Genomic DNA, 20549 nt, shown 5'->3' on the forward strand with positions numbered 1-20549 from the left:
GTGTCGTTCCAGCAATGGCGACAAAACTAGCGGCCGGGTCCGACACCGATGCGCGGCGCGGGCGTCAGCGGGCCCAGTGGAGCTTGTGCGTACGGACCGTGTTCCTCAGCCGCTCGGCCTTGCCGCCCACGACCTCCGCCGGGAGGCGGCCGTCGTCCGGGCGTACGTACGGCTCGCTGCGGCAGATGCGGCACAGGCCGCCGGACAGGGATTGCGGCGTGCCTGGGGCCTGACAGTCGGTGCACTCCATGACGTACGTGCCCCGGACCGGAGCCGGCGGCTCGGGCGGGAGCCGCTTGACCAGCCGGTTCTGTACGAAGCCGAAGGGGTGCCGGACGGGGTCGGGCAGCATCGAGGCGACGGCCCGCACGAGCTGCGCCTCGGTGGCTCCCCGCCGGAACCACTCCCCGGCCAGTGCGGCCAGCGCCTCGCATTCCGCTGCCGACAGCGCGAGTTGCGGATGCCGGTGGACGAGTCGCGCGAGGGCGTCGTGCCCGCGCGCTTCCGGCTCCTGTACGGGGGCGGGGTCGGCCAGCCCGGACTGCGGAACATCGCCCCCCAGGAACGCGGCCCACCAGGCGTCGGGGCGGGGCGTGCGTGTGAAGAAGGTCCGGAAGACCCACCGCGCACCCTCCGCGTCCTGCACGTCCCGGCGCACGCGCCGCAGGTGCCCGGCCTCGGAGAGCCGCCGCAGAACGGTGCCGATGGCGCACTGCCCGTAGCCCTCCAGCTCCCTGGCCAGCGCCTTGATGGAGATGTCGGCGCCGTCGGGCAGCCGGTCGATGTAACCGGCGACGGCCGCTTCACGCTTGGGCAGATGTGCGAAATCGCGGGCGCGGCGGGGTTCCTGGTCGGGGGCGGACCGTTTCCCGAACCCGGGCTTGGCCATCGGATGGGCGGGGGCGTGCAGGGCGGGACTAAGCTGCTGAGCAGCCATGAGATCGACCTCGTAACGATCTTGTTGGTCAGACCCCTGTGCGGTGTTCCACCACCGCATGGGGGTCGTTTTCGTCGTGCCGCACGCTACACGGCGACAGCGGTACGTGGCGACACGGTCACGAAACGTCACCCGCCATGACACGCCGCCGAGTTGGCGCACCGCAGGGAGGGTGGGCGGGAACAGTCCCACCCCCCATTCCCAGTAAAAGAATCTCGACCCTCGCCGCCCGAAGCTCAAGCCCCCGGGGGCCGCACTGTCACGTTCCGTGTCCGGTCGTTGCGCTCTGCACATACGATGGACGGAACGGCGGGCGACAACGGTGTTGACACGCATGGGAGTTCAATGGTGAACAAGCCCAACAGGGGACTGAGCTTCGCGCAGGGCAAGGTCGGATGGCCGTTCTTCGGCTCAGAACTCAAGCGGCGGCGAGAAGCGGTGTCGCTCACCCAGCAACAGCTCGGGGAGCGGGTCTACGTCTCGGGGACGTACATCGGCCTGATCGAGGCGGCCGTCCGCAAGCCTCAGCTCGACCTCGCCCGGCGTATCGACAGCGAACTGGGAACGGACGGGCTCCTGGCCCGCATGTGCAAGGAGCTGATCGACAGCAGTCCGCACGCCGCCTACTTCGCCGACGCTGCCGAGCTTGAGGTAGAGGCCGTCACCATCAGCGAGTACGCCCCCACGCTCGTGCCGGGCCTGTTGCAGACCGAGGAGTACGTACGGGCACTGATGGCGCCTTCCGCACCACTCCTGCTGGACAGCACGCTGGTGGAGACGCGGGTCAGGGCGCGAACAGACCGTGCGGCGCTGCTCGACAATCCCACAACACCGGTGTTGTGGGCCGTGCTGCACGAAACCGTGCTCCGGGTGCCCGTGGGTGGAGAAGCCCTCATGGCACGGCAGTTGACGCACATCGGCCGCCTCGCGCACGACGAACGGATCCTGGTCCAGGTGCTCCCCTTCAGCGCCAATGCGCACGCCGCGAGTGGCAGCATGTTCGCCCTCATGACGTTCGCGGAGGCACCGCCGGTCGCATACTCGGAAGGGCAGTACTCGGGACAGCTGTTGGACACTCCCGCCATGGTGGCCAAGTACCGGCTGTCCTACGATCTGATCCGGGCCGCCGCGCTGTCCCCGGAGGCGTCCCTGTCCCTGATCGAATCGGTGGCGGAGGACTACAAAGCATGAGCAGAGCCCACGACCTGTGCGCCGCCGCATGGCGCAAGTCGTCCTACAGCAACGCGGACGGCGGGAGCTGCGTCGAGGTCGCCGACGGTCTGCCCGGTGTCATGCCGGTGCGGGACAGCAAGATCCCCGGCGGCCCCGCACTCACCTTCGGCACGGCCGCCTGGTCGTCCTTCGTCACCGCCGTGAAGGACGACCGACTGCCGCGCGGCTGAGTGCTCACCGCCAAGCGGTGAGCACTCATACTGCGGGGCTCGTCAGGAATTCGGTGCGACCTTCGCCAGGCCGTTGATGATGCGGTCCATCGCGTCGCCGCCCGTCGGGTCGGTCAGGTTGGCCAGCATCTTCAGCGTGAACTTCATCAGCACCGGGTGCGTCAGGCCGCGCTGGGTGGCGAGCTTCATGACCTTCGGGTTGCCGATGAGCTTCACGAACGCGCGGCCCATCGTGTAGTAGCCGCCGTACGTCTCCTTGAGGACCTTCGGGTAGGACTGGAGGGCCAGTTCGCGCTGGGCGGGGGTCGCGCGGGCGGTCGCCTGGACGATGACGTCGGCGGCGATCTGGCCCGACTCCATGGCGTACGCGATGCCCTCGCCGTTGAACGGGTTGACCATGCCGCCCGCGTCGCCGACCAGCAGCAGGCCCTTGGTGTAGTGCGGCTGGCGGTTGAAGGCCATCGGGAGCGCCGCGCCACGGATCGGCATCGTCATGTTCTCCGGGGTGTAGCCCCAGTCCGCCGGCATGGACGCGCACCACGCCTTCAGCACCTCGCGCCAGTCCAGCTCCTTGAACGCCTTGGAGGAGTTCAAGATGCCCAGGCCGACGTTGGACGTACCGTCGCCCATGCCGAAGATCCAGCCGTAGCCGGGGAGCAGCCGGTCCTGCGGGCCGCGCCGGTCCCACAGCTCCAGCCACGACTCCAGGTAGTCGTCGTCGTGGCGCGGGGAGGTGAAGTACGTGCGTACGGCCACGCCCATCGGGCGGTCCTCGCGGCGGTGCAGGCCCATGGCGAGGGAGAGGCGGGTGGAGTTGCCGTCGGCGGCGACGACCAGCGGGGCGTGGAAGGTGACCGGGGTCTTCTCCTCGCCGAGCTTGGCGTTGACGCCGGTGATCCGGCCCGTGCGGGGGTCGACGATCGGCTCGCCGACGTTGCAGCGCTCGTAAAGGCGGGCGCCCGCCTTCTGGGCCTGGCGGGCGAGCTGCTCGTCGAAGTCGTCGCGCTTGCGGACGAGTCCGTAGTCGGGGTACGACGCGAGCTCCGGCCAGTCGAGCTGGAGGCGGACGCCGCCACCGATGATGCGCAGGCCCTTGTTGCGCAGCCAGCCCGCCTCTTCGGAGATGTCGATGCCCATCGAGACGAGCTGCTTGGTGGCGCGCGGCGTCAGACCGTCGCCGCAGACCTTCTCGCGGGGGAACGCGGTCTTTTCCAGCAGCAGGACGTCGAGTCCCGCCTTCGCCAGGTAGTAGGCGGTGGTGGAGCCGGCGGGTCCGGCCCCGACGACGATCACATCTGCGGTGTGCTCGGAGAGGGGCTCGGTCACGGCGGGATCTCCCGTAAGACTCGACATCGCGTACGTGCCCTGGGGGCACAGGTCAGAGGCAGTCTATTGGGGGGTGCGGACGGCGCTTCGGAAGGGTGGGCGTGGAGTCGGCGCGTGCCCCCGCCGGAGGTCGGTCGGGGGTCGGCCAGATGTCGGCCGGAGGCCGCCCGGAGGTCAGTCGGAGGTCAGTCGAGGCTCCAGGTGGCGAGTGCCGTTTCGAAGGTCCTTCGGGCGTACGGCCAGTCCCGGTCCCTGGCCTTGGTGTAGATCGAGTAGTCGGTGCCGTTCGCCGCGATGTAGCCCTGGTCGATGGCGTGCAGCGTCTCGCCCGTCTGCTTGTCCGTGAAGGTGTACTCCCAGATCGCTCCCGGACGGCCCTGGAAGGTGTTGTGTTCCAGGCGCAGGCGGCGGAAGTCCTTCTGGTTCGCCCGGGCCTTCCTCTCGATGGTGAGGAAGTTGTCGTACGACGAGGCGTACGGGGCGTTGCGGACGACGCCGATGAGCAGGTGCTCCATGCCGGTGGAGCCGGCGTAGGTGATCTGGCCCCGGTCGGCGCCCTGGCGGGACCAGACGTCGGGGACGGCGAGGGAGAAGCCGGCGGGGTCGGACACCCGGCGGTAGCCGGCAGGGGCTTCGGGGGCGGGAGGGGGCGCCGTGGTCTCGCGGACTTCGGGGGGGTCGGGGATCTCCTGCCCGGGCGTCGCGGTGGTGGCTGGCGGCGACGCGGGAGCGTCGGAGGCCGGCGGGGTCGCCGCTTCCTCCGTGGGGGCGTCGCTCGTGACCACGAGGGGCTTGTCGTCCCGCGACTGGGACGGCCCGGCGCCGTCGTCGTCGCTCAGCAGCATCACCCCGGCGGTCGCGCCGCCGCCGATGAGGAAGGCGGCCGTGAGCGTGACCGCCCAGACCCGCACCGGACTCCTGCGCGACGCGGGCGCGGGCACGGGCGACGGCGCGGGCAGGGGTACTGGCGGGGGCGTGTGGTGCACCGGCGGGGGCGTGTGAGGCACCGGCGGGGGCGTGTGAGGCACCGGGTGGGGCGGCGCGGGGGCGGCCGTCGCGGTCTCCATCGCCTCCAGCGGTACGGGAGGGACGTACTGCGGCTGTGGCCGTTCGCGGCCGCACCTCAGGCAGTAACGGGCGTCGTCGGAGACCTCGGTCCCGCAGTGCGGGCAGTGCAGCGGCATGGCCCCATCTTGCCCGGCGGGCGACCGGCGTCAACCACGTTCGCGCGAGCGCCCGTTGGCCGCGCAGCACCGCCCACTCCGGTCCGGCGTCGCCCGGCGCCCCTTCAGAAGACCGACAGGCCCGTCAGGGTCGTGAAGCGGTCCAGCGCCGCCACCCCCGCCACGGAGTTCCCGCGCGCGTCCAGCCCCGGGCTCCACACGCACAGCGTGCACCGCCCCGGCACCACCGCGACGATCCCGCCGCCCACACCGCTCTTGCCCGGCAGCCCGACCCGGTGGGCGAACTCGCCGGCCGCGTCGTACGTCCCGCACGTCAGCATCACCGCGTTGATCTGCTTCGCCTCGCTGCGCGTCAGCAGGCGCGAGCCGTCCGCCCGTATCCCGTGGCGGGCCAGGAAGCGGGCTGCCAGCGCCAGGTCCGCACAGCTCATCTCGATCGCGCACTGCCAGAAGTAGTGGTCGAGGAGGGTGGGGACGGGGTTGGTGATGTTGCCGTACGACGCCATGAAGTGGGCCAGGGCCGCGTTGCGGTCGCCGTGCGCGGACTCCGACTCCGCGACCTTCGGGTCGAAGGCCAGGTCCGGATTGCCGCTCTCCTGGCGGAGGAAGCCGAGGAGTTCGCTGCTCGCGTCGCCCGTCAGGGTCTGGAGGCGGTCCGTCACGACGAGCGCCCCGGCGTTGATGAACGGATTGCGCGGGATCCCGTTCTCGTACTCCAGCTGGACCAGGGAGTTGAACGGGTTCCCCGACGGCTCGCGGCCCACGTGCGCCCACAGGTCGTCGCCGCCCGTGGCCAGGACCAGCGCGAGCGTGAAGACCTTGGTGATCGACTGGGTGGAGAAGGGGCGCTGCCAGTCGCCCACGCCGTACACCCGGCCGTCGATGTCCGCCGCGGCCATGCCGAAGTGGCGCCGGTCGACGGCGGCGAGCGCCGGGATGTACTCGGCGGGCCGGCCGCGGCCGATCTGGGGCGCGACGTCGTTCGCGATCCGCTCCAGGACGGACTGGTAGTCCACGGGGAGCTCTTACTGCGGCTTCGTGCCGCGGTGCAGCGCCACGACGCCGCCCGTCAGGTCGCGCCAGGCGACCTTCGACCAGCCGGCCTGCTGGAGCCGGGACGCCAGCGCCGGCTGGTCGGGCCAGGCGCGGATGGACTCGGCGAGGTAGACGTACGCGTCCGGGTTGCTGGAGACCGCCCGCGCGACCGGCGGCAGCGCGCGCATCAGGTACTCGGTGTAGACCGTGCGGAACGGGGCCCAGGTCGGGTGCGAGAACTCGCAGATCACGACCCGCCCGCCGGGCTTGGTCACCCGGTACATCTCGCGCAGCGCCGCGTCCGTGTCCTGCACGTTGCGCAGGCCGAACGAGATGGTCACCGCGTCGAAGACGTCGTCGCGGAACGGCAGCTTCGTCGCGTCACCGGCCGTCAGCGGCAGGTGCGGGTGGCGCTTCTTGCCCTCGCGCAGCATGCCGAGCGAGAAGTCGCACGGGACGACGTACGCACCGGTGGCGGCGAACGGGAGCGAGGAGGTGGCCGTGCCCGCGGCGAGGTCGAGGACCTTCTGCGCGGGGCGGGCGTTCACGGCCCTGGCGACCTCCTTGCGCCACACCCGGTCTTGCCCGAGCGAGAGGACGTCGTTGGTGAGGTCGTAGTTCGCCGCCACGTCGTCGAACATCGACGCGACTTCGTGCGGCTGCTTGTTCAGGGATGCGCGGGTCATGCTCCGTATTCAAGCAGTACGTCCCGAAGCGGCCGTCAGCGGAATCGGCCTTCGCCGCGTGCCCCGGCCGTACCGCGCGGACGGGGTCACACCCGCCCGCGGTACACCAGCCGCCCGTCGAGCACGGTGACCAGGCACGGCCCGTCGCCGCTCTCCCCCGCGAACACGGCGAAGTCGGCGGCACCGGACGGAGCGAGCGTCCGTGGCGGCGCCGTGTCCGGGGCCTGCTCGTACCACCGGATGCCGGACCGCTCCACGGCGTTGCGGACCTCCGGCCGGGTGAACGGGCCGGCTAGTACGGTCGTGCCGCGCGCCAGCAGCCGCTGCACCCCGCGCCGGGCGCTGGCACCCCAGCGGGCGCCGGTCAGGTCCAGCGCGTCGAGAGCGGCGCCGGTCAGGGGCTCGGTACCCAGGGCGTCGGCCTCGCGCGGGTCGGGCCAGTAGGCGGCCCCGAGGAGCGCGGCGGCGTCCGGCTCGTACCGGCCGGGGGTGAGCAGGCCGTCCCACTCGCGGACGCGGGCCCGGTCGCCGTACGCGGCGTACAGCTCCTCGTACGGCCCGACGGCGGCGAGGCGCCGCCCGTCCACGACGACCGCGTGCCCGGTGTCCGTCCGCTCCTGCCCCGGGTGATCCGCGGCGGGCCGGACGCCTCCGAGCGGGCGGTGGATCGTCAGCACGGCGCCCGGCTCCTAGTTGGTGCTGAGGATCTTCAGCTCGGGGTGCGCCGTGCCGCCCTCGATGGCCGTGGAGGAGAGGTGGGAGACGACGTGGTCGTCGACCGGGTCGTTCGCCGGGTCGTCGTGCACGACGATGTGCTCGTACGTCGTCGTGCGCTGCGCGGGCACGCGACCGGACTTGCGGATGAGATCGATGATCTCCATCCGGTTCGACCGGTGCTTGGCCCCCGCCGAGGACACGACGTTCTCCTCCAGCATGATCGACCCGAGGTCGTCCGCGCCGTAGTGCAGCGAGAGCTGGCCGACCTCCTTGCCGACCGTCAGCCAGGAGCCCTGGATGTGCGCGACGTTGTCGAGGAAGAGACGCGCGACGGCGATCAGGCGCAGGTACTCGAAGAGGGTGGCCTGCGTGCGGCCCTTCAGCGCGTTGTTCTGCGGCTGGTAGGTGTACGGGATGAAGGCGCGGAAGCCGCCCGTCCGGTCCTGTACGTCGCGGATCATCCGCAGGTGCTCGATGCGCTCGGCGTTGGTCTCGCCCGTACCCATGAGCATGGTCGAGGTCGACTCGACGCCCAGGCGGTGCGCGAGCTCCATGATCTCCAGCCAGCGCTCGCCGGACTCCTTGAGCGGCGCGATGGCCTTGCGCGGCCGCTCGGGCAGCAGCTCGGCGCCGGCGCCCGCGAACGAGTCGAGACCGGCGGCGTGGATGCGGCGGATCGCGTCCTCGGCGCTCACGCCGGAGATGCGGGCCATGTGCTCGACCTCGGACGCGCCGAGGGAGTGGATGACGAGCTGGGGGTACGCCGCCTTGATCGCGGCGAAGTGCTCCTCGTAGTACTCGACGCCGTAGTCCGGGTGGTGACCGCCCTGGAACATGATCTGCGTACCGCCGAGCTCGACGGTCTCCGCGCAGCGGCGCAGGATGTCGTCGAGGTCGCGGGTCCACACCTTGTCGCTCTTGGGCGCGGCGTAGAAGGCACAGAACTTGCACGCCGTGACGCACGAGTTCGTGTAATTGATGTTCCGCTCGATGATGTACGTCGCGATGTGCTCGGTACCGGCGTAGCGGCGGCGGCGCACCGCGTCGGCGGCCTGGCCCAGCGCGTGCAGCGGCGCGTGGCGGTAGAGCTCCAGCGCCTCTTCCGGGGTGATCCGCCCACCCTCAGCGGCGCGGTCGAGGACGGCTGTGAGGTCGGCCTTCTCAGTCACCGGAGTGTCCCTTTCGGCAGGGTGTGGACGGACCGGCCCAGCCTACGCCAGCCCTTGGAGCCGGCAGCGGGCGCCCGGTCGTCGCGCCCGGCCCTCCAGTAGTGTGGCCCGCTCATGCTGGGGGGCGGAGCGGATGGCACAGGTCGGACAACGGGCACGGCCGGTGGCCGCGCCGGAGGCTGTTCGGGGGCGGCGGGCGGTCACCGCGCGAGGGGCCGTGCTGGTGCCCGCGCTGCTCACGCTCGTCATGGGCCTGTGGGGCATACGGCGCCAGGGCTCCATGTGGCGCGACGAGTCGGTGACGTACCAGGTCGCGCACCGCACCCCGGCCGAGATCCGGGACCTGCTGGACGCCGCCGACGCCGTGCACGGCCTCTACTACTTCGTCATGCACGGCCTCTTCGCCGTCTGGGACGGCGGGCTGATCGCGCTGCGGCTCCCCTCCGTCCTCGCGATGGCGGTGGCCGCCGGTCTGGTCGGGCTGACCGCGTGCCGCCTGGCCGGCCCGCGAGCGGGCCTCCTGAGCGGTTCGGCGTTCGCGGTGACTCCCGAGGTGCAGATGTACGCGCAGGAGGGGCGCTCGTACGCGATGGTGTGCGCGCTGGTCGCCTTCGCGACGTATCTGCTCGCGCGCTCGTCCGCCCGGCCGTCCCGCGCCTCCTGGGTGGCCTACGCCGTTTCGCTGTCGGTCGCGGGCTGGCTCCACGAGTTCGCCGTGCTCGTCCTCCTGGCGCACGGGATCACCGTGGCGCTCTCGCCGTGGGCCGCACGGGCGAAGCGGGCGTGGGCCGTGGCCGCCGGGTGCGTGACGCTCGGGCTCCTGCCCCTGGTGGTGTTCAGTACGGGCCAGTCCGGCCAGGTCTCCTGGATCGGCGGTCCAACGGCTCTGGAGTGGCTGGAGATCGCGGGTGTCGCGGTGCTGGTGGGGGTGTGTGCCGCGTACCCGCCGGCCGGCGCGGGGCCGCGCGCCCTGAACCTCCTCGCCCTGCCCCTGGCGATCGTCCCGACGGCCGCGCTCCTGCTCGCCTCGCTGCACCGGCCGATGTACGTGGACCGGTACGTCCTGTACTGCGACATCGGCCTCGCCGTGCTGGCCGGGACGGCCCTGGACCGGGCCCTCGGCCACGCCCGCAAGCGGGTCCGGGTGGCGGGAGCGGCCGTGAGCGCCGGGCTGGTGCTCGCACTGCTGCCGGTGACGTTTCACCTGCGTACCCCCGACAGCCGCAAGGACGACGTGGCGGCCATCGCGAACGCGGTGCGGGAGGTGGCCGGGGAGGGCGACGGAGTGGTCTTCGCTCCGTCCCGCCGGCGCGAGTGGATGCTCTCCTACCCCGGCCACTTCGACGGCCTCGTCGATCTGGCGCTGGAGGAGGCCCCCGCCGCCTCCGGGACCTTGCAGGGGCGGGAGTCGTCCCCCGAACGGATCCGCGCCCGGATGCTGTCCGCCGGCCGCATCGTCGTACTGAGCGATCCCGCCGGGCAGCCGGAGGACACCGTCGCGGCGGAGGCCGTCAAGCGCGAGACGCTGCGGCGGCACTTCGACGCGTGCTCCCGGGCCCGGGTGAAGGGCGCCCAGGTCACTCTCTACGCCCGCCGGGGAGCCTGCGGGCGCTGAACGGCGACCGGCTCAGCCGAGCAGTTCGACCGTGACATCGGCCGGGAAACCGGTCGTCGGACCGACCCTTCGCGCGAATTCCCGTACGCCCGCCAGCTGGTCGGGGCCGAACCGGAAGTCGAGGGTCGTGAAGTAGCGCTCCAGCAGCTCCGCGTCGAAGACCTCCCAGCGCGCTGCCTGCTCCGCGACCTTGCCGACCTCTTCCAGGGACAGGTCGCGCGAGGTCAGGAACGCCTCGTGCACCTTCTTCACGACGCCCGGCTCACGCGCGAGGTAGTCCTTGCGCGCCGCCCACACGGCGAAGACGAACGGCAGCCCCGTCCAGTCCTTCCACATCTGCCCCAGGTCGTGGACCTCCAGGCCGAGTCGGGGCGCGTCGTGCAGCGCGGCCCGCAGCGCCGCGTCGCCGATCAGTACGGCCGCGTCCGCCTCCTGCATCATCACGCCGAGGTCGGGCGGACACGCGTAGTAGTCGGGCCGTACGCCGTACTGCTCGGCCAGCAGCAGCTGCGCCAGCCGCACCGACGTGCGCGAGGTCGAACCGAGCGCGACCCGCGCCCTGTCGAGCTGCGCCAGCGGCACCTGGGACACGATCACGCACGACATGACCGGGCCGTCGCAGCCGACCGCGAGGTCGGGGAAGGCCACCAGATCGTCGGCGTTGCGCAGGAACTCCACGAGGGTGACGGGCGCGATGTCGAGATCGCCGCGCACGAGTTGCTCGCTGAGCCGCTCAGGGGTGTCCTTCGACAGCTCGAAATCGAGAAGCGCTCCGGTACGGGCCAGCCCCCAGTAAAGGGGCAGGCAGTTCAGGAACTGGATGTGGCCGACACGTGGCCGGCTGCGACGGTGGTCGACAGCAGTTGAATTGTCCACATCGCGAGGCTAGACCTGTCCGCCGCCGCGCCCGACGGCGGGGCTGTCGGGGCGACTCGGCGACTCGGCGACTTCCGAACGACCTGCGGGAAGACGCCGTCAAACTTCCGGGTGACGTGATCTTTCCCTCTTCCACTCTCCTCGAAGTGCGTGCTACGCTCGCCGCAAGTTGCAGTTTGGTTTCCCTTGCAGTACAGAGCCTGCGGAGCATGTGACCCGCAGGCTTTTGTAGTTTTCAGACTTCTTTGCAGGTTCTGGAGCAGGGCAACCCTTTGGCCCATAGGAGGGCTTATGGCTACCGGAACCGTCAAGTGGTTCAACGCTGAAAAGGGCTTCGGCTTCATCGCCCAGGACGGCGGCGGCCCGGATGTCTTCGTCCACTACTCCGCGATCAACGCGTCTGGTTTCCGCTCCCTCGAGGAGAACCAGCAGGTGAACTTCGACGTCACGCAGGGCCCCAAGGGCCCGCAGGCGGAGAACGTCACCCCGGTCTAGTTGCCCGGGCCGACCTGATCGCGGTCGGAGTATGCAGTACCCAAGGAGCCCCGTTCCGCGAGGAACGGGGCTCCTGCCTGTCCGGGGTACGGGACTCCCCTGTCCGGGTACGGGGCTCCTCCTGGCCGGGGTACGGGGCTCGTGCCTGCCGCGTGGTGACGGGCGCTGTCAGCCGGTGTCGGCGCCCGCCGCGTACAGCGCCTCTATCTCGGCGGCGTACCGGGCGGCGACCGCCCGCCGCCGGACCTTCAGCGTCGGCGTCAGCACGCCGGCCGCCACCGTGAAGTCCTCGTCGAGCACGGCGAAGGCGCGGAGCCGTGCCGGCCGCGACACCTGCGCGTTCGCCGCGTCGACCGCCGCCCGCACCACCGCCCGCAGGGCCTCCCCGTCGCCCGGGTCGCGGCCCTCGCGAGCCGCCCAGGCGGCGACCTCCTCCGGGTCGAGGGTGATCAGCGCGACGGGGTACGGGCGACGGTCGCCCACCATCACCACGTGGGCCACGAGCGGCGACTGCTGCTGGACGGCCGTCTCGACCAGTGACGGGGTGAGGTTCTTGCCGGCGGACGTGATGATCAGGTCCTTCTTGCGGCCGGTGATCGTCAGGTAGCCGTCCGCGTCCAGCGCGCCGAGGTCCCCCGTGTGCAGCCAGCCGTCGGCGTCGACGGTCTCGCGGGTGGCCTCCTCGTTCCCGTGATAACCGGGGAAGACCATCGGCCCGCGCGCCAGTACCTCGCCGTCGTCCGCGATCCGCACCTCGCAGCCGGCGACGGGCCGGCCGACCGTCCCGTAACGGACCGCGCCGGGGTGGTTCAGCGAGATGACACCGCCCGACTCGGTCATCCCGTACCCCTCGAAGACCTCGATGCCGCAGGCCCGCAGGAAGTCCATGGTCTGGGGCGCGATGGGGGCGGCCCCCGTCAGCGCCCACCGCAGCCGCCCGCCGAAGGCGGCCCTGACCAGGCTGTAGAGCTGCTGGTCGGCTTCCTCGTAGGAGGCCCGCAACGCGTCCGGAAGCCGCCCCCGCGCCGCGAGCAGCCCGATGCGTACCGCCTCCTCGAACCGCTCGCGTCCGCCGTCCCGCGACTCGGCGAGCGACCGCACCACCGCGTGCACCTTCTCGAAGAGCCGGGGCACGGACGGCAGATGCGTCGGCCGCACCTCGGCCAGCTCGCTCACCACGTCCTCGACGCGTCCGCCGAAATAGCAGAGCTCGCCGCCGTACAGGAGAGTCGTGAACTCGATGAGCTGGGCGAGGAGGTGGGCGAGCGGGAGATAGAGGTACGTGCGGTCTCCCGGCCCGCCGCCGATCAGATCGAGGTTGGCGTCGAGGACGGCCCCCAGGTTGCCGTGGGTGAGGCGGCAGCCCTTCGGCGGTCCCGTGGTGCCCGACGTGTAGACGATCGCAGACAGGTCACCGTCCGCGACGGCGGTGGCCCGGGCGGCGAGTTCGTCCGTGCTCGCGGCCGGACCGGGCAGCGCGCGCAGTTCGTCCATCAGCAGGACGTGCCGCACCGCCGGGGCCTTGGCGCGTACGCCCTCCACGCGCGCCGCCCGCTCGGCGTTCTCGCAGATCACGACTGTGGCGCCGGAATCCCCGAGCACCCACGCCAGCTCCTGGTCGCCCGCCGTCGGATACACGGGCACGACGACCGCGCCCGCCGCGAGGACGGCGAAGTGCGCGTACGTCCACTCGGCGCGGGTCTCGGAGAGGATCGCCACGCGGTCGCCCGCCCGGACCCCGGTGCCCGGACCGATCAGTCCGCGGGCGATCGCCCGGACCGTGTCGCGCAGTTCAGCGTACGAGACGGGTGGCCGTCCCTTCGCCCGCAACGCCGGATGGTCCCCGTACCGCGCACCCGTCCACTCGGTGAACACCGCGAGCGTCTTGGGCCGTCGAGTTCGACTCATGCGTCCGACGGTAGGTACGGCCGGGGGTCACGGGGGATGACGGGAAACGTCACCACCACTGACCTTGCCGCTCATCCCCGCTACCGTCGTTCACCATGGCGACCACGGCCAAGCGGACGATCACCGTGCACCACGTACGGGCCGTGCTGCGCGGCGCCGAGCGCCGTGGCCTCGACACCGTGCCGCTGCTCCAGGCGGGCAACATCCCGCCGCTGCTGCTCGGCGACGACCGGGCGCGCGTCACGGCCGCGCAGTTCGCCGGCCTCTTCCGGGCGCTGTACCGGGCCACGCAGGACGAGTTCCTGGGGCTGGCCTCCGTGCCGAGCAGACCGGGCACGTTCGCGATGATGTGTTACGCCGCGCTGGGCTGCCGGGACCTGGGGGCGGCGATCGAGCGCGGTACGGCCTTCTACGGGCTGTTCCCGGGCGGCCCGGACCTCGAACTGCGACGGGCGGGAAGCGGGGCGGCGTTCACCGTCCGGGGCGCTCCGGACCGCGACGAGGACCGGTTCCTCACCGAGTGCCTGCTGATCATCTGGCACCGGCTGTGCAGTTGGCTGATAGGCCGCCGCATCCCGCTGTGCTGGGCCGACTTCGACTATCCGCCACCGCCGCACGAGGACGAGTACGCCACCCTCTTCAGCTGCCCCGTCCGCTTCGGCGCCGGGCGCACGGGCGCCGGTTTCGACGCGCACTGGCTCGGCGCCCCGCTCGTACGGGACGAGTCGGAGCTGCACGTGATGCTGAGCCGCGCTCCCTTCGAGCTTCTCAGCCGCCGCGCGTACGGCACCACGGTGGCCGAACAGGTCCGTCACGCCCTGGCCCAGGCCCTGCGGGTGTCCCCCCGGCTCCCCTCCCTCGGCGAGACGGCGGCACGGCTGGCGGTCAGCCCGGCGACGCTGCGGCGCCGTCTCCAGCGGGAGTCGACGTCCTTCCAGCAGCTCAAGGACGCGGTGCGCCGGGACGCCGCGATCGCGGGGCTGGCGGAAGGCCGCGAGCCGATCGCGGAGCTGGCGGCCAGGCTCGGCTTCTCCGAGGACACGTCCTTCCACCGCGCGTTCCGCCGCTGGACGGGGACGACGCCGGGGGCGTACCGGGTGGGCGGTTGCCCGGCCGGGGAGGGCCACGCGGGGGGAGGGGACCGTACGGGTGAGCTCCGGGATCGGCACGGGCGGCCGGACGGGAGGTAACCGTCCGCGGTCGCGTCGGACCGCTCGCGGCCGTGACTCACTCGGCTTCCCCGCCTCCGGGTCAGGGGGTCGCGCGATGTCCGCGGGTGCGCGTGCGTGTCTGTGCGCCGGAAGGCGCAGGGCGTACCAACGGCCAGGGGGGGCCAGGTGGCCGGGTGGCCGGGTGGCCACTGAAAGTACCTGCACGTCTCCCCCGGTCCCTGCTTCACCCCTGCGTCGTTGATATCCGGGGTCAGCAAAGCTGAGCTTCCCGGTCAGCTCCGTACCTACCGGTCAGTCACTACCGTCTCGGCAACGACCCCAGCCCCCCGTCGGAACGTTGGGAGAGCCGTATGAGTCACACGAGCCGCACCCGCACCTCCATCCGCACCCGCCTCCCCCTCCGGGCGAGAACGGCAGCCGTCCTCACCGCCCTCGCCTTCACCGCCGCCGCCCCCGCCGCCCTCGCCACCGAGCCGTCGCGCATCGCCCCCGGCGACCTCGTCAGCTCCGCCCCCACCTCCTTCCACCCACTCCCCAACCAGCCCACCCACACCAACGCCTGGCACATCACCTACCGCTCCACCACGGCCAAGGGCGCCCCCAACGTCGTGTCCGGCACCGTCATCGTGCCCAAGGACGGGCGCACCGGGCCGCGCCCTCTCGTCACGTACGCCGTCGGGACCGTCGGGCTCGCCGACCAGTGCGCGCCGAGTGCCGGGTTCCCCAAGGGCACCACCGTCGAGGCCAACCTCATCAACCAGGCGGTCCAGCGCGGCTGGGCCGTCGTGGTCACCGACTACGAGGGCCTGGGCACCCCGGGCGACCACACGTACACCGTCGGCCGTGCCGAGGGCCACGCCGTCCTCGACGCCGCCCGCGCCGCCCTCCGTCACCCGGAAGCCGGGCGGAGCGGTCTCGCCGACGACTCGCCCATCGGCATCATGGGCTACTCCCAGGGCGGCCAGGCATCGAGCTGGGCCGCCGAACTGCACGACTCGTACGCCCCCGAACTCAACGTCAAGGGAACGGCGACCGGCGGCGTACCGGCCGATCTCCTCGAAGTCGCCGACTTCAACGACGGCAACATCGGCGCGGGACTGATCCTGATGGCCGCCACCGGGCAGCAGGCGGCGTTCCCCGAGCTGGATCTGGACAAGTACCTCAACACCAAGGGACGCGTCTACGTCGACTTCATGAAGAAGAACTGCGTCGCCGTCGACACCGTCGCGGGTCTCTTCCAGCGCATCTCCGAAGTCACCGTCACGAACCCGCTGGAGCAGCCCGACTGGCAGCAGCGGCTCAGCGAGTCGAACGTCGGCACCCGCGCCCCCGGCCACCCCGTCTACCTCTACCACGGCGGACTCGACGAGCTGATCCCGTACTCCGTCGGAAAGCGGCTCCGCGCCGACTGGTGCGGGCGCGGCGCGAACGTCCACTGGCGCTCGCACCCGCTCCTCGGCCACATCGGCGCGGTGACCGCGGGCGCCTTCCCGGCGATGGACTGGCTGGGCGAACGCTTCGCGGGCAAGCCCACCCCGGGCAACTGCCAGTAGCGGCAGGGACAGTGCGGTAGAGGTACGGAAGTGCACCGAGGGGCGCCCGCAGCCGGGCGCCCCTCTGTCATGCGTCGCCCGGCCGCGCGTACGGCGACGCCGGCGTCTCGACCTGTTCCTGACCTCTGAGTAACCTTACTCCGGAGTAAATCCACGACCGTGCAGGGAGCCCGGACCATGACCTCGCTCGCACCGCTCCTCGCCCTCGGCGCCCTCACCTCCCCCCTCAAGCGCGGCGTCTCCTCCACCGCGCACCTCCCCGCGACCCGCCTCACGGTCCCCGAAGTCCGCTTCGACCTCGGCCGGCTGGCGGCGTACGCACGTATCTGCGGCTTCCCCTGCACCGATCCGCTGCCGCTCACCTATCCGCATGTCACCGGCTTCCCGCTCGCCCTGCGCCTGATGACCCGGCGCGCGTTCCCGCTCCCGCTGACCGGGCTCGTCCACACCGCCGTCTCGATCACCCGCCATCACGCGCTGCGCCCGGACGACCGCCCCGGACTGACCGTGTACGCCGCGCGACTGACACCCCACCGGCGCGGCACCGAGGTCACCATGGTCACGGAGGCGCGGCTCGCGGGAGTCCTGGTCTGGGAGTCGCACAGTACGTATCTGGCCCGCCACCGCACGCCCGGGAGCGGCGCCCCCGCCCCCGCGCCCGCCCGGCCCCCCGCCCGGCTGCCCGCCGCCGCTACCTGGGACCTGCCCGGCAACCTGGGCCGTCGCTACGGCGTGGCCTCCGGCGACCTCAACCCCATCCACCTGCATCCGCTGCCGGCGCGGCTCTTCGGCTTCCCGCGCGCGATCGCCCACGGCATGTGGACGTTCGCGCGCTGCGTGGCCGAGCTGAACCCCGCCGAGGTGACGACCGTACGGGCGGACTTCAGGGCGCCGGTCCTGCTCCCGGCCACCGTCACCTACGCGGCGGCGGGCGAGGCGTTCCAGGTGCGCGGCGTGAACGGCCGCGTCCACCTCACCGGAACCCGCGCGCGCTCACGCACGGGGTGAGGGCGCCCACCGCTGACCGCTCATGAGGTTCTCCAGGCCCGCCCAGGCGAAGTTCATGAGCGTCGCGGCCGTCTCCTTCGCGGAGACACCGGGCGTACCGTTCCCCCACGCCGCGAGCGACTCGGCGGCCCCCACGAGCGCGTGGGCGAGGCCCGCGACCTCCCGGTCGGCCAGCTCCGAGTCGCAGTCCGCCTCGCGCGCCGCGGCCCCGATCAGATACGTGACGAAGCTGACGATCTCCTCGCGCATCACCGCGACCTCGGCGGCGAACGGCTCTCCGTGCGTACGGGCCTGACTGTGCAGCACCGCCCAGCCGTCCGGGTTCTCGGCGGCGTGCGTGAAGAACGCGCGCAGTCCGGCCCACAGCTGACGGTCCGCCGGTTCGCCGGGCTCGACACCGGCCCGTACCGCCTCGACCAGAGCGCTCGCCTCACGCCGGATACAGGCCGTGAACAGCTCTTCCTTCGAGTTCAGATAAAGGTAGACGAGCGGCTTCGACACCCCGGCCAGCTCGGCGATCTCGTCCATCGACGCGGCCCGGTAGCCCCGCTGTCCGAAGGTCTGCACGGCGGCGTCCATCATCTGCCGCTCACGCACGGCACGCGGCATCCGCTTGCCCTTCACAGCACCACCCACGTCCCGGATCCTCTCCCCACCCCAACGGCTGCCCCGCGGCAAGCCTACGGCGCCCCCGCGCCCCGAAGCCCAAGTGCCCCTGGGCGCAAGGCGTCCAGGGGCACTTCGAGGGGTCCGCGCTCGGGGCGCGGAGGTCACGCGGTGACCGGCACGGCGACCTTCTCGTCGGCGTCACGCACGTCGTCACGCCCGGCGTCACGCCCGTCCTCGTACGCGTCGACCGGCGAAGCCGAAGCCGAGTTGTACGCGTCGTGGTCGAGGATCTTCTCCCGCGCCGAGACGATGACCGGCACGAGAGCCTGGCCCGCGACGTTCGTCGCCGTCCGCATCATGTCCAGGATCGGGTCGATCGCCATCAGCAGGCCCACGCCCTCCAGCGGCAGACCCAGCGTCGAGAGGGTCAGCGTCAGCATGACCGTCGCGCCCGTCAGGCCGGCCGTGGCGGCCGAGCCGATGACGGAGACGAAGGCGATCAGCAGGTAGTCCTGGATGCCGAGCTGCACATCGAAGATCTGCGCGATGAAGATCGCTGCGAGCGCCGGGTAGATCGCGGCGCAGCCGTCCATCTTGGTCGTCGCGCCGAACGGCACGGCGAAGGACGCGTACTCCTTCGGCACACCGAGGCGCTCGGTGACGCGCTGGGTGACCGGCATGGTGCCGACCGAGGAGCGGGAGACGAAGGCGAGCTGGATCGCGGGCCAGGCACCCTTGAAGAACTGGACCGGGTTGACCTTGGCGACCGTCGCGAGGAGCAGCGGGTAGACACCGAACAGCACGATGGCGCAGCCGATGTAGACGTCGGCGGTGAAGGTCGCGTACTTGCTGATCAGGTTCCAGCCGTAGTCGGCGATGGCGAAGCCGATGAGGCCGACCGTACCGATGGGCGCGAGGCGGATGACCCACCACAGGGCCTTCTGGAGCAGCTCCAGGACCGAGTTGCTGAGCTTGAGGATCGGCTCGGCCTTCTCACCGAGCTGGAGGGCGGCGATTCCGGCGACGGCGGCCATGAAGACGATCTGGAGCACGTTCAGTTCGGTGAACGGCGTGATGACGTCGGTCGGCACGATGCCGGTCAGGAAGTCGATCCAGGAGCCGGAGCCCTCGGGCTTCTGGCCGTCCTTCGGGGTGAGACCCGTACCGGCGCCCGGGTTGGTGACCAGGCCGATCGCGATGCCGATGGCGACCGCGATCAGCGACGTGATCATGAACCAGAGCAGTGTGCGCGAGGCCAGCCGGGCGGCGTTGTTGACCTTGCGGAGGTTGGTGATCGACACCAGGATCGCGAAGAAGACGAGCGGCGCGACGGCCAGCTTGAGGAGCTGGACGAAGATGCCGCCGACCTGCTCCAGCGTCGTCTTGAGCCAACTGACGTCCTGGCTGCGCGCGAGCCAGCCGAGGAGGACGCCCAGGACCAGACCGGCGATGATCTGGGCCCAGAAGGGGAACTTGTCGGATATCCGGAAGCGGGTCTTCTGCTTCTGGGGCGCGCTGTCGGGCGCGGTCGCGGAGTTCGCGGACACGGACACACTCCGTTGATGACGTACGGCGATACGGGGACGGGGGTGCGGCGGCCGTGAGCTGCACGGGACGTGCTGGAGCCGTGGGCGGTCGCCGCTGCGTGATGTCGCTTCTGATGTCAGATGTGGCGGCGACAGGCCGCGGACATGCAGCGGCAGAGATCGACATGGAGGCGCGCCACCAGCACGAGCGGGACGCTCGTGTCAGGGGAGTGCGCGGCTGCTGTCGTCATGCCGAGAACGTTAACACTTGTACTTTGAGAACATCAAAGTTATTCTTTGGGTACGCGCCCCCGCGCACCGCCCCGCTCCACCCCGCACACGCCAACACCCCGGCCCCGGACGGGTGTCCGGGACCGGGGTGCCGGTCGGGCTGCTGAGTGTGACGTACCTTACGCGGCGCCTACTGCGTCAGGCCGTCCTCCTGGTTGCGGTTGGACTCCAGCCGGGCCTTCGCGCTGTCCACGCGCTCGACGATCCGCTCGGACATCGCGTCCCGCTGCTTGCGCAGCAGCACGAAGCTGAGCGGCGCGGAGACCACGATGGCGAGCATCAGGACCCACAGGAGGTTGGAGTCGCCGAGGCCGGCCGGGACCACGCCGAAGTGGACCAGGCCCCAGATGACGAAGAAGCAGGCGACGAAGACGCCCAGGCGCATGGCGGTGTAGCGGATCGTTGCGTGCTTGGTGCTCACGGGGGACCTTCTTCTCAACGGCACCTAAAGGGTCCCTACCAGTCAAGCACAGGCCCTCGGCAAGCCTGCCGGGCCCCCGGTCATTCCAGCGGCAGCAGCATGACGATGTCGTCGCGGTCGTCCCCCGGGGCGACCCGGATCGCGCCGGGCACCCGCCCGACCTCCTTGTAGCCGCAGCAGCCGTAGAAGCGGTCGACCCCGGTGCCGCCGCGGCAGGTCAGCCGTATCGCGTCGATGCCCTCGAAGCCGCGCACCGCCGCCTCCACCGCCGCCATCAGGTCACGTCCGTACCCCTTGCCCTGGTGGGCGGGGTGGACCATGACCGTGTAGAGCCACACCCAGTGCCGCATCAGCCGGTGCGTGTTGTGCGTGATGAAGGCCGTCGCCGCGACCGCGCCGTCCTCGTCGTACCCGACGAGCAGCCGCGTGCGGCCGTCGCTCATCGCCGTCAGGTGCTTGACCCACTCGGGCCGGATGTCGTCGGGCGTCACGGGCGGTACGAATCCGACGGCGCCGCCCGCGTTGGAGACGTCCGCCCACAGGGCGAGGACGCCGTCGCGCAGTCCGGGGCCGGTCCGCGGGTCGAGTTCGAAGGTCAGCGGCATGCGTTCGACGATA

The 20549-nt window shown here is 71.4% G+C and carries 20 protein-coding genes; 7 read left to right on the plus strand and 13 right to left on the minus strand.

Annotated elements, in window-relative coordinates:
- Window positions 1-64: 64 nt before the first annotated feature.
- Window positions 65-937: a hypothetical protein gene (locus tag AS594_RS15090; RefSeq protein WP_069927531.1), complete on the minus strand. Its 873-nt coding sequence runs from the start codon at window positions 935-937 to the stop codon at window positions 65-67.
- Between the two features lie 348 nt (window positions 938-1285).
- On the opposite strand from AS594_RS15090, the gene AS594_RS15095 reads away from it, so the two are divergent.
- Together AS594_RS15095 and AS594_RS15100 are read left to right on the plus strand one after the other, a co-directional pair.
- Complete coding sequence (locus AS594_RS15095; protein ID WP_240509012.1) at window positions 1286-2128, plus strand: helix-turn-helix domain-containing protein; 843 nt, start codon at window positions 1286-1288, stop codon at window positions 2126-2128.
- On the plus strand, window positions 2125-2340 hold the full coding sequence (locus AS594_RS15100) for a DUF397 domain-containing protein (RefSeq protein ID WP_069927533.1): 216 nt from the start codon (window positions 2125-2127) through the stop codon (window positions 2338-2340). Before AS594_RS15095 ends, AS594_RS15100 begins: the two co-directional genes overlap by 4 nt.
- Before the next feature lie 42 nt (window positions 2341-2382).
- Here the strand turns inward: AS594_RS15100 and AS594_RS15105 are convergent, their stop codons facing one another.
- The 6 genes from AS594_RS15105 to mqnC form a co-directional block, all read right to left on the minus strand.
- Entirely contained in the window at window positions 2383-3666 is a 1284-nt protein-coding gene (locus AS594_RS15105) for a geranylgeranyl reductase family protein (protein ID WP_069927534.1), read from the minus strand.
- A gap of 185 nt (window positions 3667-3851) precedes the next feature.
- A complete protein-coding gene (locus AS594_RS15110; protein WP_079148709.1) occupies window positions 3852-4850 on the minus strand; it encodes a zinc ribbon domain-containing protein in 999 nt (332 codons plus the stop codon).
- Between the two features lie 104 nt (window positions 4851-4954).
- Window positions 4955-5866 carry a glutaminase gene (locus AS594_RS15115; RefSeq protein WP_069927536.1) on the minus strand — a complete coding sequence of 304 codons (912 nt, stop codon included), beginning with the start codon at window positions 5864-5866 and terminating at the stop codon, window positions 4955-4957.
- A 9-nt stretch (window positions 5867-5875) separates the two neighbouring features.
- Window positions 5876-6571 carry a demethylmenaquinone methyltransferase gene (locus tag AS594_RS15120; protein ID WP_069927537.1) on the minus strand — a complete coding sequence of 232 codons (696 nt, stop codon included), beginning with the start codon at window positions 6569-6571 and terminating at the stop codon, window positions 5876-5878.
- An 86-nt stretch (window positions 6572-6657) separates the two neighbouring features.
- On the minus strand, window positions 6658-7248 hold the full coding sequence (locus tag AS594_RS15125; protein WP_069932856.1) for a hypothetical protein: 591 nt from the start codon (window positions 7246-7248) through the stop codon (window positions 6658-6660).
- 12 nt (window positions 7249-7260) lie between these two features.
- Window positions 7261-8457, minus strand: coding sequence for a cyclic dehypoxanthinyl futalosine synthase (gene mqnC, locus AS594_RS15130; protein WP_069927539.1), 1197 nt, complete (start codon window positions 8455-8457; stop codon window positions 7261-7263).
- A gap of 223 nt (window positions 8458-8680) precedes the next feature.
- Between mqnC and AS594_RS15135 the strand changes: the two genes are divergently transcribed.
- On the plus strand, window positions 8681-10072 hold the full coding sequence (locus AS594_RS15135) for a glycosyltransferase family 39 protein (protein WP_240509013.1): 1392 nt from the start codon (window positions 8681-8683) through the stop codon (window positions 10070-10072).
- 12 nt (window positions 10073-10084) lie between these two features.
- Here the strand turns inward: AS594_RS15135 and AS594_RS15140 are convergent, their stop codons facing one another.
- Window positions 10085-10948, minus strand: coding sequence for a menaquinone biosynthetic enzyme MqnA/MqnD family protein (locus tag AS594_RS15140; protein ID WP_069927540.1), 864 nt, complete (start codon window positions 10946-10948; stop codon window positions 10085-10087).
- A 291-nt stretch (window positions 10949-11239) separates the two neighbouring features.
- Between AS594_RS15140 and AS594_RS15145 the strand changes: the two genes are divergently transcribed.
- On the plus strand, window positions 11240-11443 hold the full coding sequence (locus tag AS594_RS15145; protein WP_003984261.1) for a cold-shock protein: 204 nt from the start codon (window positions 11240-11242) through the stop codon (window positions 11441-11443).
- A gap of 168 nt (window positions 11444-11611) precedes the next feature.
- Here AS594_RS15145 and AS594_RS15150 read toward each other — a convergent pair whose 3' ends face one another.
- Window positions 11612-13351 (minus strand): AMP-dependent synthetase/ligase, encoded by a 1740-nt coding sequence (locus AS594_RS15150; RefSeq protein WP_069932854.1) that lies wholly within the window; start codon window positions 13349-13351, stop codon window positions 11612-11614.
- Between the two features lie 95 nt (window positions 13352-13446).
- Here AS594_RS15150 and AS594_RS15155 point away from each other — a divergent pair, with 95 nt between their 5' ends.
- From AS594_RS15155 to AS594_RS15165, 3 genes are all read left to right on the plus strand, one after another.
- On the plus strand, window positions 13447-14541 hold the full coding sequence (locus AS594_RS15155) for an AraC family transcriptional regulator (RefSeq protein WP_069935127.1): 1095 nt from the start codon (window positions 13447-13449) through the stop codon (window positions 14539-14541).
- A 332-nt stretch (window positions 14542-14873) separates the two neighbouring features.
- On the plus strand, window positions 14874-16076 hold the full coding sequence (locus AS594_RS15160) for a lipase family protein (protein ID WP_079144585.1): 1203 nt from the start codon (window positions 14874-14876) through the stop codon (window positions 16074-16076).
- 177 nt (window positions 16077-16253) lie between these two features.
- Window positions 16254-17084: a MaoC family dehydratase gene (locus tag AS594_RS15165; protein ID WP_069927543.1), complete on the plus strand. Its 831-nt coding sequence runs from the start codon at window positions 16254-16256 to the stop codon at window positions 17082-17084.
- Here the strand turns inward: AS594_RS15165 and AS594_RS15170 are convergent.
- The 4 genes from AS594_RS15170 to AS594_RS15185 form a co-directional block, all read right to left on the minus strand.
- Window positions 17070-17693, minus strand: coding sequence for a TetR/AcrR family transcriptional regulator (locus AS594_RS15170; protein ID WP_069933911.1), 624 nt, complete (start codon window positions 17691-17693; stop codon window positions 17070-17072). The two genes, AS594_RS15165 and AS594_RS15170, sit on opposite strands and share 15 nt — an antisense overlap.
- A gap of 161 nt (window positions 17694-17854) precedes the next feature.
- Window positions 17855-19240 (minus strand): dicarboxylate/amino acid:cation symporter, encoded by a 1386-nt coding sequence (locus AS594_RS15175; RefSeq protein ID WP_069935128.1) that lies wholly within the window; start codon window positions 19238-19240, stop codon window positions 17855-17857.
- A gap of 400 nt (window positions 19241-19640) precedes the next feature.
- Entirely contained in the window at window positions 19641-19895 is a 255-nt protein-coding gene (locus tag AS594_RS15180) for a DUF4229 domain-containing protein (RefSeq protein ID WP_069930527.1), read from the minus strand.
- A gap of 116 nt (window positions 19896-20011) precedes the next feature.
- Window positions 20012-20536, minus strand: coding sequence for a GNAT family N-acetyltransferase (locus AS594_RS15185; protein ID WP_069927545.1), 525 nt, complete (start codon window positions 20534-20536; stop codon window positions 20012-20014).
- Between the last annotated feature and the right edge of the window lie 13 nt (window positions 20537-20549).

Origin of the sequence: Streptomyces agglomeratus, from assembly GCF_001746415.1 — a bacterium.
GTDB lineage: Bacteria > Actinomycetota > Actinomycetes > Streptomycetales > Streptomycetaceae > Streptomyces > Streptomyces agglomeratus.